Raw genomic sequence first — 14,416 nt, 5'->3', positions numbered from 1 at the left:
GCCACAGCCACTGCCGGAGTAAGCAACGGCGGGGCCGGAATGAGTCGCAGCCCAACTTAGGTTAGGCTCACCTCTGTGCGTACGTGCTCAAGCGTCTCCCGTGTCTCGGACGAGCCCGTTTCGGGAACCGCGGCCACCGCGAGGACCTGGCTGTTGCTGGAACAGCCAGGTCCGTGGGGTGCCAAGGCGCTCACTTCGAGCAAGCTGGACCCCGCGCTGGGCCGTGCCCTGGAAGCGGCGGCGAAGGACACGGGCGTCCGGATCGTGCTCATCCGCCGCCCCGGACGCCAGGCGGACCGCCGGATGCCCGCCACCCGCCGGGTGTACGCGGCCCACACCGTCCCGGGAAACGTATGGCTGCACGGCGCCACGACCTCGGACCCCGGGCAGCTCCTCGATCTCGACTTCGCCGCACTCGGCCGGGGCGACCACGGCACCTTCGACGCGGTGCTCGGGGGACGGCCCCACGACGGCGATCCGCTCGCCCTCGTCTGCACCAACGGCAAGCGCGACCGCTGCTGCGCGCTCCTCGGCCGCCCTCTCGCGGCGGAACTCGCCACGTCCGGGGTCGAGGGCGTCTGGGAGGTCACCCATCTGGGTGGTCACCGCTTCTCCCCGACAGCACTCGTGCTGCCGTACGGATACGCGTATGGCAGGGCCGAGGCGCACACCCTCAAGGAGGTCCTGCACAGCGCGCGTCAGGGCCGGATCGTCGTGGAAGGGTGCCGGGGCAGCTCGGCCTGGGAACGGCCCGGCCAGGCGGCCGAACTCGCCGTGCGCGCACAGACCGGCGAATACGCCGCGGAGGCACTGAGCGTCGTACGGACGGCCGGCGCGGCCCCGCGCTGGGAGGTGACCGTCGCCCACGCCGACGGGCGCCGCTGGCAGGTCGAGGTGGCCCAGGGCGCGGCCCTGCCGCCACGGCCGGAGAGCTGCGGAGCGGCAGTCCTCGGTTCGCCCGCGCGGATGGACGTGGTTGCGGTGCGCGAGGTGAGGGTGACGACGGCGCTCGCGAGCTGACCGGTCCGCCGGGCACGGTCCGACCGTCTCCTCAAGCATTGATCAAGAGATCCACGCCACACCCGTTACGGCACCTGGGCAGCCCCACGTACCTTCTTGGGTATGAGCCCCACTCCCCCCGCACGCCGCCTGCGCCTCGGCCTGCCCCGGCGGGTGTTCTCGCAGGTGCTGCTGATGCAGGTGGCGATCGCCGCGGGAGTCGCGGTCCTCGCGACCGGACTGTTCCTCGCGCCCCTGAGCGACCAGCTGGACGACCAGGCGATGCGCCGCGCGCTCGCCATCGCGCAGACCACCGCGCAGCAGCCGGGCCTCGCGAGGGAGGTGAGGGACACGCCTCCCTCACCGAACGGTCCGGTGCAGAAGGAGGCGGAACGGATCCGGAAGGCCACCAAGGCCGAGTACATCGTGGTGATGGACTGGCGGGGCGTGCGGTGGTCGCACACCGACCCGAAGCAGATCGGCGGCATCGTCTCGACCGATCCCGGCCAGGCCCTGGCCGGCAAAGAGGTCATGGAGATCGACAGCGGCACCCTGGGCCGCTCCGCCCGCGGCAAGGTGCCGCTGCGCGACAGTGACGGCACGGTCGTCGGTGCCGTCTCGGTCGGCATCGCCTACGACAGCGTCCGGGCCCGGCTGATCCACGCGATCCCGGGGCTGCTCGCGTACGCCGGAGGTGCCCTGGCCGTCGGTGCGCTGGCCGCGTGGCTCATCTCCCGGCGGGTCCACCGGCAGACCAGGGACCTGGCCTTCTCGGACATCGCGTCGCTCCTGTCGGAACGTGAGGCGATGCTGCACGGCATCCGGGAGGGCGTCGTCGCCCTGGACCGCACCGGTCGCATCCGTCTCGTCAACGACGAGGCGCAACGCCTGCTGGGCATCGGGGACGCGGTGGTGGGCCGCTCCCCCGACGAGGCGCTCGGCGCGGGCCGTACGGCCGACGTACTGGCCGGGCGCGTGACCGGCACGGACCTGCTCACCGTGCGGGGCCAGCGGGTGCTGGTCGCCAACCGCATGCCCACGGACGACGGCGGAGCCGTGGCCACCCTGCGCGACCGCACCGAGCTGGAGCAGCTGGGCCGCGAGCTCGACTCCACCCGTGGTCTGATCGACGCCCTGCGCGCCCAGGACCACGAGCACGCCAACCGTATGCACACGCTCCTGGGGCTGCTCGAACTGGAGATGTACGACGACGCCGTGGAGTTCGTGGGCGAAGTGGTCGGTGACCACCGGGCCACCGCGGAACAGGTCACCGAACGCATCGCGGACCCGCTGCTCGCCGCCCTGCTGGTCGGCAAGGCGACCGTCGCGGCCGAGCGGGGCGTCGCCCTGTGGGTGTCGGACCGGACCCGGCTGCCCGACCGGCTGATCGATCCCCAGGGGCTCGTCACCGTCGTCGGCAACCTGGTGGACAACGCCCTCGACGCCGTTGCGGGCAAGCCGCACGCGCGCGTGGAGGTGGAACTGCGCGCCGAGGGCCGTACGGCGATCCTCCGGGTGCGCGACACGGGCCCGGGAATCCCGCCGGAGCACCAGGAGTTGATCTTCACCGAGGGATGGTCCACGAAGAAGCCGCCCGCGCACCGCGAGCGGGGCATCGGGCTCTCCCTGGTGCGCAGGCTCGCCGAGCGGCAGGGTGGCAGCGCGACCGTCGGGGAGGCTCACGGCGGGGGTGCGGAGTTCACCGTCGTCCTGCCGGAGGCGCTGGCCGACGCGGGCCCGGAGCCGGCCCTGACCGTGCCGTCAGCTCCGCAGACCGCCAAGGAGGAGTCCTGATGATCGAGGTCCTGGTCGTGGACGACGACACAAGGGTCGCGCGGGTCAACGCCGCCTACGTCGAGAAGGTGCCGGGCTTCCATGTCGCGGGTGAGGCCCACAGTGCCGCGGAAGCGCTGAGCCGGCTGGAGACGCTGCCCCGGCTCGACCTGGTGCTCATGGACCACTACCTGCCGGACGAGACGGGGATCGCGGTCGTCCAGGAGATGCGCCGTCGCGGCCACCAGACCGACGTGATCATGGTGACGGCGGCCCGGGACGTGTCCACCGTTCAGGCGGCGATGCGGCACGGCGCCTTGCAGTACCTGGTCAAGCCGTTCGCCTTCGCCGGGCTGCGCGCCAAGCTGGAGGCGTATGCGGAGTTGCGTCGCACCCTCGACGGCGGCGGTGAGGCGGAACAGGCGGAGGTGGACCGCATCTTCGGCGCACTGTCGGCCCCCTCCGAGCCGGACCTGCCCAAGGGGCACTCCCCCACCACCGCGGAGCTGGTCCGTCAGTCCCTGATGAACGCCGACGGGCCCCTGTCCGCCCAGGAGATCGCCGAACGCACCGGGGTGAGCCGCCAGACCGCCCAGCGCTATCTGAAGCTCCTGGAGCGCACGGGACGGGCCAGGCTGACCCTGAAGTACGGCGACGCGGGCCGCCCTGAACACCGTTACGTGTGGGCGACCCGCGCCTGAGCGGTCAGTGTGAGGCCGGTTCGGTTGTCAGCCCGTGGCCTTCTTCGCGAACTCGGTCGTGTAGGTCCGACTCAGGTCGATCTTGGCGTTCTTGATGTTGGGGTTGAACGCCTTGAGGACCTTCTCGACCGTCTCGGGACCGTCCGCGGGCATCACGCCGTCCTTGGTGAACATCGGCAGCGTGCTCTTGATCGCCTGCGCGTAGAGGGCCTTGTCGCCCTGCGAGTAGTCGGCCGGCATCTTCTCGGCGATCTGGGACGCGCTGTGGGTGGACATCCACGTGAGTGTCTTGACGAATGCGTCGACCAGCTTCTGGACGGTGGCCTTGTGGCTGTTCACCCAGTTCGTCTGCATGTACAGACTTGACGACGGATAGGGACCGCCGAGCGCCTCCTGGGACCCCTGCGGCGTCCGCATGTCGAGAAGGATTTTGCCTGCCTTCTTGTCCAGGACCTGCGCCACCGTCGGATCGGTCGTCATGCCGCCGTCGATCGAGCCCTTCTGGAGCGCGGAGATGAACGTCGGGCCGGCACCGACGGCGACGGGCGTGAAGTCACTGACGTTCACACCGTTCTTGACGGCGAGGTACTTGGTGAGGAAGTCGGTCGAGGAACCGAGGCCGGTGATGCCGAGCTTCTTCCCCTTGAAGTCCTTGGGCGAGGTGATGTCGCCGGCTGCCTTGGCGGAGACGATTTCGACCTCGCCCGGGGCGCGCGAGAACTGCACGACCGACTCGACCTGCTTGCCCTTGGTCTGGAGGTCGAGGGTGTGGTCGTAGAAGCCGACGGCCCCCTGGACCTGTCCGGAGACCAGCGCCGTCTCGGCCTGGACGCCGGCGGGCTCGCTCAGCAACTGCACGTCGAGTCCCTCGGCGTCGAAGTAGCCGAGCCGCTGGGTGAGCATGGCGGGCAGGTAGATGACCTTGTCCAGGCCACCGACCATGATCTTGACCTGCTCGCCCTTGCCGCCGCCTCCGCTGCCGGAGCCGGTCGACGCCGTACTGGCGGCGTCGTTGGCACAGGCGGTGAGCGAGGAGAGGGCGAGCAGGCCGGCGGCGGCCAGGGCTGCGTATCGGGCGTTGGTGCGCATGGCGGTTCACGTCCTTGTGAGGGGGAGGAGAGGGGGCGTCCGGGGTGAGTGTCAGTGCTCGGAGTCCGCGGGCTTCCAGCGGAAGATGCGGCTCTCGGCGAAGGTGAGCAGGCCTTCGGCGAGGAGCGCGACGACGGCGAGGATGACCATCGCCGCGTACACCCCGGCCGCGTTGAAGGTGCCCTGGGACTGCGCGACGAGCAGGCCGATGCCCTTGGTGGCGCCGATGTACTCGCCGACGATGGCGCCGATGAGGGCGAAGCCGAAGCTGACGTGGAGGCTGGTGAAGATCCAGGACGTGGCGGACGGGATGACCACCTGCAGAGTCACCCTGCGGTCGCTCGCGCCCAGGATCCGGGCGTTGGAGACGAGGTTCCGGTCCACCTCGCGGGCGCCTTGGAAGGCGTTGAAGAACACCGGGAAGAAGACCAGGACGACGGCCGAGGCCACCTTGGAGGCCGGGCCGAGCCCGAACCAGATCACGAAGATCGGCGCAAGGACGATCCTGGGAATCGAGTTGAGCACCTTGATGTATGGACCAAGAACATCGGCGAGCAATGTGATCCGCCCCAGCGCGATGCCAAGCACGACACCCGTGACCACACCGAGGACCCAGCCGAGCAGCGCCTCGTAGAGCGTGTACCAGATCTGCTCGCCCAGAGATCCGAGCGCCGTCCCGTGCATGACCCAGGTGGAGATCTGGTCCCAGATCTGCGAGGGCATCGAGAAGTTGAACGGATCGATGACCTTGGCCCGGGACAACGCCTCCCACAGGCCGAGGACTCCGACCAGCAGCAGCGCCCTGACGAGGTTGATCAGGACTTTCCGCTTGCGTGCGGCGCGGGCGCGCGAGTGGGCACGGTCCGGCGCCTTGGCCGCCTCCACGACCGGGGGGCCGATGGTCTCAGGCGACATGCGCGGCACCCCTCTCGCGGGTGATGCGCACCTCTTCGCCGAGGGACTCCCAGATCTCTCGGTAGATCTCTATGAACCGCGGCTCCAGGCGCACCGCCTCGACCTTGCGGGGCCGCGGCAGGTCGATGGTGAAGACCTCTTTGACGGTCGCGGGCCCGGCGGTCATCACGACGACCTTGTCGGCCAGGGCGATGGATTCCTCCAAGTCGTGCGTGACGAAGACGACCGAGGCGCGAGTGCCTTCCCACAGGTCGAGCAGTTCGTCCGACATCAGCGCCCTGGTCTGCACGTCGAGTGCCGAGAACGGCTCGTCCATGAGCAGGATCTCGGGGTCGTTGACGAACGTCGCGGCGAGCGCGACGCGTTTGCGCTGACCGCCGGAGAGCTGGTGCGGGTAGCGGTCCTCGAAGGCCTCGAGGCCGACCCGGGCCAGCCAGTCGCGCGCCTTCCGCTTCGCCTCCGCCTTGGGCACGCCACGGAAGCGCGGTCCCGCCATCACATTGGACAGCACCGTACGCCAGGGAAAGGTGGCGTCCTGCTGGAAGACGAAGCCGACCTTGTCGCCGACGCCGCGCACCGGCTCCCCGGCGACCAGCACGTCGCCCTCGGTGGGCTCCTCCAAGCCGCTGACCAGGGTCAACGTGGTCGACTTGCCGCAGCCCGTGGGGCCGACGACCGCGACGAACTCCCCACGGCCGACCGTGAGATCCAGGTCCCGGACGGCCGTGTGCAGGCCTCCCGACGGGGTCCTGAACGTCTTGCTCGCGCCCCGCAGCTCAATGGCGGGGCTGGTGTCTGCGCTCATGGCCGGGGACGGTAGGTCCGGCTCGGGAGGCGGCATCAGCCTTGTGAGCGCATACCGTTCTTTTGCTCGCAAGAGCCTGTTGTGCTCGTTTTGCGCGGGATACAAAAACGTAGCCGAAACAAGGGCTTGACGCCCGCATGGCCTTGAGGGAAAGAGGCCCGATGATTGACGTCCTGGTCGTGGACGACGACTTCCGTGTCGCCGAGATCAACGCCAAGTACGTGGGAAGGGTCCCCGGCTTCCGGGTGGCGGCCCGCGCGCACAGCGCTGCCCAGGCTCTGGCGGCGGTGCAGCGCGGTGGGATCGATCTGGTCCTGCTGGACCACTATCTCCCCGACGGGACAGGCCTCGAACTGGTCCACCACATGCGGGAACAGGGTCACGGCACCGACGTCATCATGATCACCGCGGCCGGAGATGTGGCGACCATCCAGACCGCCATGCGCCTGGGCGCCCTGCACTACCTGGTCAAACCGTTCACCTTCGCCGCACTGCACACCCGCCTGGAGTCCTACGCCGCCCTGCGTCGCACCGTCGAGCGGGTCGGCGGCGGCCGCGCCATCGCCGTCCAGGAACAGGTCGACCGCATCTTCAGCGCCCTGCGCACCACCCCGGTCCTCGCGTCACCTGGGCTGCCGAGCGGCCACTCGGAGCCGACGACGGAACTGATCTGCCGCGTCCTGCACCGCGCCGACCACCCGCTCTCCGCCCACGAGGTCGCCGCCGAGACCGGACTGAGCCGCTCCACCGCCCAGCGCTATCTGCGCCGCCTGGAGCAGTCCGGCCGCCTGCGCCTCTCCCTCAAGTACGGCGACACGGGCCGGCCCGAACACCGCTACGCGTGGGTGGCGCCCTAGCGGACGTCCCCTGGCCCCACGGCCGTACAGGAACCGCCCCTACGCCGCTCCCGCCCCGGTCAGCGACCGCACCTCGGTCTCCGCGTGCTTGGCCTCGTCCGGGAGCTCCGCCGCGGTGACCGTGCCCAGCCAGCCCGCGAGGAAGCCCAGCGGGATCGAGACCAGGCCCGGGTTCTGCAACGGGAAGTACTGGAGATCGACGTTCGGGAACAGCGAGTCGGGGCTTCCCGAGACCACCGGGGACAGCACCACGAGCACCAGGGCCGGCACCAGGCCACCGTAGACGGCCCACACGGCACCGCGTGTGGTGAAGCCGCGCCAGAACAGGGAGTAGAGCAGCACCGGAAGGTTCGCCGATGCGGCGACGGCGAAGGCCAGGCCCACCAGGAACGCGACGTTGAGATCCCGCGCCAGCAGACCGATGGCGATCGCCACCACCCCGACACCGACGGCCGCTACCCGGGCCACGGCCACCTCGCTGCGGGGTTTGCCGCCCCGGCGCCGCACAGACGCGTACAGGTCGTGGGCGACCGATGCCGATGACGCGAGCGTGATCCCGGCGACCACGGCGAGGATCGTGGCGAAGGCGACTGCGGCGACCACCGCGAAGAGAACCGTTCCACCCGTGGATCCGGCACCACCGCCCAGGTCGAGCGCCAGCAGCGGAACCGCTGTGTTCCCGGCCGCGTTCGACCCGCGTACCGCGTCCGGCCCCACGATGGCGGCCGCGCCGAACCCGAGCACGATCGTCATCAGGTAGAAACCGCCGATGAGCCCGACGGCCCAGACGACCGAGCGGCGCGCGGCGAGCGCGGTGGGCACGGTGTAGAACCGGGACAGGATGTGCGGCAGCCCGGCCGTCCCCAGCACCAGGGCCAGCCCCAGACTGATGAAGTCGAACCGGGCGGTCCAGTCCCCGCCGTACTTCAGCCCGGGCGCCAGAAACGCCTCCCCGTGACCACTGCGCTCGGCCGCCGTGAGCAGCAACCCGTCCAGGTCGCCATGGAAGCGCACCAGTACGAGCACCGTCAGCGCGATCGTGCCGCCGAGCAGCAGGACCGCCTTGACGATCTGGATCCATGTCGTCGCCCGCATCCCTCCCAGCGACACATAGATCACCATGAGGGCGCCGACGCCGATGACGGTCCAGGCCCGCGCCGCCCCGCTCGTGCCCCCGAGCAGCAGCGCCACCAGACTGCCCGCGCCGACCATCTGCGCCACCAGATACAGAACGGACACGGTGACCGAGGAGGTTCCCGCCGCGATCCGTACCGGCCGCTCCCTCATCCGCGCCGCCACGACGTCAGCGAGCGTGAACCGGCCGCAGTTGCGGACCAGTTCGGCCACGAGGAACAGCACCACCAGCCAGGCCACGAGGAAGCCGACGACATACAGCAACCCGTCGTAGCCGAACAGCGCGATGAGCCCGGTGACCCCGAGGAAGGAGGCGGCCGACATGTAGTCACCCGCGATGGCAAAACCATTCTCCATGGGCGAGAAGAGCCGCCCGCCCGCGTAGAACTCCTCCGCCGAGCCGCGCCGCTTGCGGCTCACCCATGTCGTGATCGCCAGCGTGACCGCGACGAATCCGCTGAACAGCAGCAGCGCCAGCGTCTGGTGCTCACCCGTCACGAGACACCGCCGTTCGCACCGCGCGTCAGCTCCTGTGTGTCCCAGCGCAGGTCGAGCGCCGCCCGGTCCCTGCGCAGCCGCGCGTGCCGCGAGTAGCCCCAGGTGAACAGGAACGTGGTCAGGAACTGCCCCAGCCCCGCCAGCAGCGCCACGTTCACCGCTCCCAGCACGGGCCGGGCCATCAGCTCCGGCGCGGTCGTGGCAGCCACGACGTAGGCCACGTACCAGGCGAAGAACGCCACGAAGGCCGGCACCACGAACCTCCGGTACCGCCGCCGCACTTCCTGGAAGGCCGCGCTGCGCTGCACCTCCAGATACACATCGGCCGCCGCGACCCCGGTCTCGCCCTCCCCGGGCGCCGACGGAACCACCTCCGGAGCCGGCACCGCGGCACCGGCCGACTCGCCCCACCCGGAGGCCAGGGCGTCGTACCAGGGATCGTCGTACCTCAGGTGTCCGGCCTCCTCGGCAGGGCCGGGGCCGACACCGTCGAGTCGCTCGACCGGACTTTCCTGACCAGCCCCATGTCTGCGGGGACGGCCCTTGCTTGGCTGCATGCCCAAGGATGGACAGAACGGGAAGATCCCCGACTCTTCTTCCCCTCGCTCTTCACCCCATCAGGTGACTCAACCCGCTGGTGGCCGCACCAGCCCCTTTCCGTACGCGTAACGCACCGCCTGCGCACGGTCCTTGAGCCCCGTCTTGGCGAACAGGTTGTTGATGTGGGTCTTCACGGTCGCGGTGGAGACATGCAGCCTGCGGCCGATCTCCTGGTTGCTGAGCCCCTCGGCGATGAGCAGCAGCACCTCCGTCTCCCGCACGGTGAGCCCGTCCGGCGCCTCGGGCGGCGCGGCAGGTCTGGCCTCGCTCTCGGTCAGACGCTCCAGCAGCCGTCTCTGGATGCCGGGCGACAGCCCCGCGTCCCCTGACAGCACACTGTGCACGGCCCGCACGATCTCCTCTCCGCCGGCGTCCTTCGTGAGGTAGCCGCGCGCTCCCGCCGCCAGTGCCGGGAAGAGCGACTCGTCGTCGGCGTACGTCGTGAGCACCACGACCTGCGTCCCGGGATACTCCGCGCGGATCCTGCGGGTCGCCTCCACCCCGTCACAGCGAGGCATGCGCAGGTCCATCAGCACCACGTCCGGAGCGACTTCGGCGACGAGCCGCACCGCCTCCTCCCCGTCCCCTGCCGCGCCGACCACCTCGATCCCGGGCAGCAGACCGAGCAGCATCACGATGCCCTCCCGCACCACGGTCTGGTCGTCCGCGACCACCACCCGAGCGGCCTTCCGCTCGGCCTCCTCCGTCATACCGGCACCTTCAACGTCACCACGTACCCCTCCTCGCCCGGCCCGGCCTCGAGCGAACCGCCCAGCAGCTCTGCTCGCTCCCGCATGCCGAGCAGACCGTACCCGGCTCCCGTCCCGGTCAGTTCGCCCGGCGAGCCGCCCGAGTCCCGCACATCCAGGGTCACTTCGTGCGGGTTGTAGTCGAGCCGCAGGCACACCTTGGCGCCCGGGGCGTGCTTGCGGGCGTTCGTCAGGGCCTCCTGAGCCGCTCTGCGTACGGCCTGCGAAGCCTCGGCCGGCAGCGCCCTGCGTTCACCCCTGATGGTGATCTCGGCGCCGTCGGTGGTTCCCACCAACTGGTTCAGGAACTCCTCCAGCGGGGTCAGCTCCCCGCGCAGGGCGGACAGCGCCTGCCGCGTTTCCGCGAGCCCGCCACGCGCCATCTCCCGTGCCGCCACCACTCGTTCGAGAATCTGGTCTCGCTCTCCTCCGCGCTCGATCAGCAACCGGGCCGCCTCCAGATGCACGAGCTGGGCAGACAGGCTGTGCGCCAGCACGTCGTGGATCTCCCGCGCTATGCGGGCTCGCTCCGCGAGCGCCGCCGACTCCGCCTCGGCCGCACGGGCGGCCCGCTCCTGGGCGAGCAGCCGCTGGGCACTGCCGCGGGCCTCGGCGTCCAGGCGCAGCGTGTACCCGGCCAGGGCGAGGCCGACGCCGGTGACCACGGAGGTCAGCGCGTCGTCGTTGTTGACGACCCCGAACGAACCGAGTGCCACGCCCGCTGCGCTGAGAGCGACTGCCGGTGGAAGCCGCTCCAGCGCCGAGACGGCGCACCCGCACCACATGACCAGGGCCGCGACTTTGAAGCCCGACATCTGGGCCGCGACGGCGACGCCCTGAAGCAGCGCGAGCGACGCCAGCGACGGCCACAGCCGGTGCTGGAGCGTGGTCCGGAAGAACACCCAGGCGAGCAGAGCCGCCAGAAGCACTCCGCCGGCTCCGGCAGCCGCCTTCCAGCCACGCGCCTCGCTCTCGGCGAAGGCTCCCCACATCAGCACGCCGAGCACCAGAGCCCTCACCGTCCAGGCCAGCAGGCACCGGGAGCGTGAGAGTCCCTCGCGGCTCAGCGCCTCCCTGGAGGGCCAGCGTGTCCAGGCGTTCTCCTTCACACGCGCTCCTTCCCCGCAGGCGCCAACGTGCTGTCACCGTACGCCCGGCCCGAGTTCACGGCAGGGCGCAGCAACCGACCGCGCCAGGCCAGGATTCCGGCCCTGACGAGCAGGGTGCCGGCAAGCCCCAGCAGCACGGCTGAGCTGTCCTGGTGAACGCCCACCGCGGCACCCAACGCGAAGAGACCGGCGCGCAGCCCGATTCCGACGACCCAGACGGCAACGCTCGCCGTGCTGCTCTTGCTCCACACGGTCCCGTCCGGCTCCGCCCATATGCGGGTGGTCCAGGCCCAGCCCGCCCCGGTGGCCAGGCCGACGAGCAGTTCGGCACCGAGCAGCAGCGCCGAAGCCGTGTGGTAGCGGTCGTCGAGTATGCCGGGTTCGCGCAGTGCGACAACGGCCAGTATCGCGGGCAGAAGCCACCAGCGGCGCTCGCCGTCGATGGGCGTTGCCCGGAACTGCCGGGCCAACACCAGCACGGCCACGACCACGATCACCAGCGCGTCGACGAGCCCGGCCATCACGACCTCCGTAAGCAGGAAAGGGGATGCCGGCAGCGGTGCCGCCGACGCCTTCGACGTTACGGAAATCGCCAGGTCATGGGATCGGAGTGCGGGTGGATCACGGGTGGATCCCCGACCGGGCGCCTCTCCACCCACGGGTGGAGAAAGGGCTCGGGCGCAGCGGGTGGAGAAGGTGCTCAGGCACAGCGATCTGGGCCGCGTGGGAGACCCCCCGGTCCGTCCGCTGGCACGACAACGGTCAGGCAAGGCACAGAACAGGCGTCCAGGGTCCACGTCCCGGCTGAGCCGGTCCCAACCGGAACCGCCAGAGCCGGCCTTGGCCGGAACTGGTCGTCACCGGAACTGGTCCCGGCCGGAAACCGGTCCTGGCCGGAACCGGTCCTGGCCGGACGCCCACCAGGATGGCTGGAGCCGAACCAGGCCGTATCAGCACCGTGCCTGCACCGCGCAGGCCCAGCACGACCAGCACCTGACCCCGCTCAGACCACCAACACCCCGGCCCCGCCCTGCCCCGCCCTGTCCAAGCCCAGCGCAGCGGCTACGCGTCGATCCGCGACCGGTCCAGCGTCGCCGCCGAGTTGGAGATGAACTCCTTTCGGGGCGCGACGTCGTTGCCCATCAGCAGATCGAAGACCTGCTCGGCGGCCTCGAGGTCGGAGAGGTTGATCCGGCGCAGGGTGCGGTGACGCGGGTCCATGGTCGTCTCGGCCAGTTGGTCGGCGTCCATCTCGCCGAGACCCTTGTAGCGCTGGATCGAGTCCTTGTAGCGGATGCCCTTGCTCTGGAGCTCCATGAGCTTGTCGCGCAGTTCCCGGTCCGAGTACGTGTAGACGTATTTGTCCTGGCCCTTCTTCGGCTGGACGATCTCGATGCGGTGCAGCGGCGGCACGGCCGCGAAGACTCGCCCGGCCTCGACCATGGGCCGCATGTAGCGGTGGAACAGGGTCAGGAGCAGCGTGCGGATGTGCGAGCCGTCGACGTCGGCGTCGGTCATCATGATGATCTTGCCGTAGCGAGCCGTGTCGATGTCGAAGGTCCGGCCCGATCCGGCTCCTATGACCTGGATGATCGCGCCACACTCGGCGTTCTTGAGCATGTCCGTCACAGACGACTTCTGGACGTTGAGGATCTTGCCCCGGATCGGCAGCAGCGCCTGGAACTCGGAGTTCCGGGCGAGCTTCGCCGTACCGAGCGCCGAGTCGCCCTCGACGATGAACAGCTCACTGCGGTCGACGTCGTCGCTGCGGCAGTCGGCGAGCTTGGCCGGCAGCGAGGAGGACTCCAGGGCCGTCTTACGGCGCTGTGCGTCCTTGTGCTGCCGGGCGGCGATGCGCGTACGGGCCGCGGCGACGGCCTTCTCCATCACGACACGGGCCTGCTGGGCGGCGTCCCGCTTCGTGGACGTCAGGAACGCCTTGAGTTCCTTACTGACCACGTTGTTCACGATGCGGCGGGCCGCCGAGGTCCCGAGGACCTCCTTGGTCTGGCCTTCGAACTGCGGCTCGGCGAGACGCACGGTGACGACCGCGGTCAGGCCCTCCAGGGCGTCGTCCTTGACGATGTCGTCCTCGGCGACGCGCAGGAGCTTCTTGGTGCGCAGCACCTCGTTCATCGTCTTGGCGACGGCCTGCTCGAAGCCGGCGACGTGGGTGCCGCCCTTGGGGGTGGCGATGATGTTGACGAACGACCTGAGCGTCGTGTCATAGCCGGTCCCCCAGCGCAGCGCGACGTCGACGCCGAGTTCGCGGGTGACCTCGGTGGGGGTCATCTGGCCATGGTCGTCCAGGACCGGGACCGTCTCCTTGAAGCTGCCCTGCCCGGAGAAGCGGAGGATGTCGCAGACCGGCTTGTCGTTCGCCAGGTACTCGCAGAACTCGCTGATCCCGCCGTCGAAGCGGAAGGACTCCTCGCCCTTGCTGCCGCCCTCGCCGAGCCCGTACTCGTCGCGCACGACGATGGTCAGGCCGGGCACTAGGAACGCGGTCTGGCGAGCGCGCTGGTGCAGGTTCTCCAGGGAGAGCTTGGCGTCCTTGAGGAAGATCTGGCGGTCGGCCCAGTACCGCACGCGCGTGCCGGTGCGGGTCTTGGGGATCTTCTTGGCCTTGCGCAGGCCGCCCTTGGCCTCGAACTTGGCGTCCGGGCCGTTCCCGGCGAAGGCGCCGGGGACACCGCGCCGGAAGCTGATCGCGTGGGTGTGCCCACCGCGGTCCACCTCGACGTCCAGACGGGCGGACAGGGCGTTCACCACGGAGGCGCCGACACCGTGCAGACCGCCGGAGGCGGCGTACGAGCCGCCGCCGAACTTGCCGCCGGCGTGCAGCTTGGTCATGACGACCTCGACGCCGGAGAGGCCGGTCTTGGGCTCGACGTCGACCGGGATGCCCCGGCCGTTGTCCCGGACCTCGACCGAGCCGTCGTCCTGGAGGATGACCTCGATGTGGTCGCAGTAGCCGCCGAGAGCCTCGTCGACGGAGTTGTCGATGATCTCCCAGAGGCAGTGCATGAGGCCGCGGCTGTCGGTCGACCCGATGTACATACCGGGGCGCTTCCGCACGGCCTCGAGCCCCTCGAGGACGAGCAGGTGCCGCGCGGTGTAGTTGGAACCGTCCCGGTCTGCTCCTGCCAGCAGAGCTGTGGACGGCACGGACGTCTCGGCGGTCACG

The 14,416-nt window shown here is 70.1% G+C and carries 13 protein-coding genes; 4 read left to right on the top strand and 9 right to left on the bottom strand.

Features of this window, described 5'->3' with window-relative positions; genetic code table 11:
- Positions 1-75: 75 nt before the first annotated feature.
- The 3 genes from ACH4G3_RS00460 (at position 76) to ACH4G3_RS00450 (ending at position 3,473) form a co-directional block, all read left to right on the top strand.
- Positions 76-1,020: a sucrase ferredoxin gene (locus ACH4G3_RS00460; protein ID WP_397622357.1), complete on the top strand. Its 945-nt coding sequence runs from the start codon at positions 76-78 to the stop codon at positions 1,018-1,020.
- Between the two features lie 102 nt (positions 1,021-1,122).
- The gene (locus ACH4G3_RS00455; RefSeq protein ID WP_397622356.1) at positions 1,123-2,793 is read left to right on the top strand and encodes a sensor histidine kinase; all 1,671 of its coding nucleotides are present in this window, start codon (positions 1,123-1,125) and stop codon (positions 2,791-2,793) included.
- Positions 2,793-3,473: a response regulator gene (locus ACH4G3_RS00450; protein WP_020273699.1), complete on the top strand. Its 681-nt coding sequence runs from the start codon at positions 2,793-2,795 to the stop codon at positions 3,471-3,473. The genes ACH4G3_RS00455 and ACH4G3_RS00450 overlap by 1 nt, the downstream gene beginning before the upstream one ends.
- Positions 3,474-3,500: 27 nt before the next feature.
- On the opposite strand, the gene ACH4G3_RS00445 is transcribed toward ACH4G3_RS00450, so the two are convergent.
- The 3 genes from ACH4G3_RS00445 to ACH4G3_RS00435 are packed head-to-tail and all read right to left on the bottom strand — an operon-like array spanning position 3,501 to position 6,282.
- A complete protein-coding gene (locus tag ACH4G3_RS00445) occupies positions 3,501-4,562 on the bottom strand; it encodes an ABC transporter substrate-binding protein (RefSeq protein ID WP_397622355.1) in 1,062 nt (353 codons plus the stop codon).
- Between the two features lie 51 nt (positions 4,563-4,613).
- Positions 4,614-5,477 carry an ABC transporter permease gene (locus ACH4G3_RS00440; RefSeq protein WP_397622354.1) on the bottom strand — a complete coding sequence of 288 codons (864 nt, stop codon included), beginning with the start codon at positions 5,475-5,477 and terminating at the stop codon, positions 4,614-4,616.
- Entirely contained in the window at positions 5,467-6,282 is an 816-nt protein-coding gene (locus tag ACH4G3_RS00435) for an ABC transporter ATP-binding protein (RefSeq protein ID WP_397622353.1), read from the bottom strand. The genes ACH4G3_RS00440 and ACH4G3_RS00435 overlap by 11 nt, the downstream gene beginning before the upstream one ends.
- Before the next feature lie 161 nt (positions 6,283-6,443).
- Between ACH4G3_RS00435 and ACH4G3_RS00430 the strand changes: the two genes are divergently transcribed.
- The gene (locus ACH4G3_RS00430; protein ID WP_397622352.1) at positions 6,444-7,139 is read left to right on the top strand and encodes a response regulator; all 696 of its coding nucleotides are present in this window, start codon (positions 6,444-6,446) and stop codon (positions 7,137-7,139) included.
- A 39-nt stretch (positions 7,140-7,178) separates the two neighbouring features.
- Here ACH4G3_RS00430 and ACH4G3_RS00425 read toward each other — a convergent pair whose 3' ends face one another.
- The 6 genes from ACH4G3_RS00425 to ACH4G3_RS00400 form a co-directional block, all read right to left on the bottom strand.
- Positions 7,179-8,771, bottom strand: a complete 1,593-nt coding sequence (locus ACH4G3_RS00425; protein ID WP_397622351.1) for a solute symporter family protein — start codon at positions 8,769-8,771, stop codon at positions 7,179-7,181.
- Positions 8,768-9,328 (bottom strand): DUF485 domain-containing protein, encoded by a 561-nt coding sequence (locus ACH4G3_RS00420; protein ID WP_397622350.1) that lies wholly within the window; start codon positions 9,326-9,328, stop codon positions 8,768-8,770. The genes ACH4G3_RS00425 and ACH4G3_RS00420 overlap by 4 nt, the downstream gene beginning before the upstream one ends.
- 69 nt (positions 9,329-9,397) lie before the next feature.
- Positions 9,398-10,081, bottom strand: coding sequence for a response regulator transcription factor (locus ACH4G3_RS00415; RefSeq protein ID WP_397622349.1), 684 nt, complete (start codon positions 10,079-10,081; stop codon positions 9,398-9,400).
- Positions 10,078-11,229, bottom strand: a complete 1,152-nt coding sequence (locus tag ACH4G3_RS00410) for a sensor histidine kinase (RefSeq protein WP_397622348.1) — start codon at positions 11,227-11,229, stop codon at positions 10,078-10,080. The genes ACH4G3_RS00415 and ACH4G3_RS00410 overlap by 4 nt, the downstream gene beginning before the upstream one ends.
- Positions 11,226-11,750: a DUF1453 domain-containing protein gene (locus ACH4G3_RS00405; RefSeq protein ID WP_397622347.1), complete on the bottom strand. Its 525-nt coding sequence runs from the start codon at positions 11,748-11,750 to the stop codon at positions 11,226-11,228. Before ACH4G3_RS00405 ends, ACH4G3_RS00410 begins: the two co-directional genes overlap by 4 nt.
- Before the next feature lie 541 nt (positions 11,751-12,291).
- A complete protein-coding gene (locus tag ACH4G3_RS00400; RefSeq protein ID WP_397622346.1) occupies positions 12,292-14,415 on the bottom strand; it encodes a DNA gyrase/topoisomerase IV subunit B in 2,124 nt (707 codons plus the stop codon).
- Position 14,416 lies beyond the last annotated feature (1 nt).

The sequence above is a fragment of the Streptomyces afghaniensis genome, assembly GCF_044327915.1.
GTDB classification, from domain to species: domain Bacteria; phylum Actinomycetota; class Actinomycetes; order Streptomycetales; family Streptomycetaceae; genus Streptomyces; species Streptomyces afghaniensis.
The sequence above is the reverse complement of the archived record's forward strand: the minus strand, read 5'-3'. Positions and strand labels throughout refer to the sequence as shown.

What these genes read in the sequence shown, in the direction of transcription:
- ACH4G3_RS00405 (WP_397622347.1), bottom strand. Translation starts at nt 11,750, where the DNA reads ATGGCCGGGCTCGTCGACGCGCTGGTGATCGTGGTCGTGGCCGTGCTG.
- ACH4G3_RS00450 (WP_020273699.1), top strand. Translation starts at nt 2,793, where the DNA reads ATGATCGAGGTCCTGGTCGTGGACGACGACACAAGGGTCGCGCGGGTC.
- ACH4G3_RS00420 (WP_397622350.1), bottom strand. Translation starts at nt 9,328, where the DNA reads ATGCAGCCAAGCAAGGGCCGTCCCCGCAGACATGGGGCTGGTCAGGAA.
- ACH4G3_RS00430 (WP_397622352.1), top strand. Translation starts at nt 6,444, where the DNA reads ATGATTGACGTCCTGGTCGTGGACGACGACTTCCGTGTCGCCGAGATC.
- ACH4G3_RS00415 (WP_397622349.1), bottom strand. Translation starts at nt 10,081, where the DNA reads ATGACGGAGGAGGCCGAGCGGAAGGCCGCTCGGGTGGTGGTCGCGGAC.
- ACH4G3_RS00440 (WP_397622354.1), bottom strand. Translation starts at nt 5,477, where the DNA reads ATGTCGCCTGAGACCATCGGCCCCCCGGTCGTGGAGGCGGCCAAGGCG.
- ACH4G3_RS00445 (WP_397622355.1), bottom strand. Translation starts at nt 4,562, where the DNA reads ATGCGCACCAACGCCCGATACGCAGCCCTGGCCGCCGCCGGCCTGCTC.
- ACH4G3_RS00435 (WP_397622353.1), bottom strand. Translation starts at nt 6,282, where the DNA reads ATGAGCGCAGACACCAGCCCCGCCATTGAGCTGCGGGGCGCGAGCAAG.
- ACH4G3_RS00455 (WP_397622356.1), top strand. Translation starts at nt 1,123, where the DNA reads ATGAGCCCCACTCCCCCCGCACGCCGCCTGCGCCTCGGCCTGCCCCGG.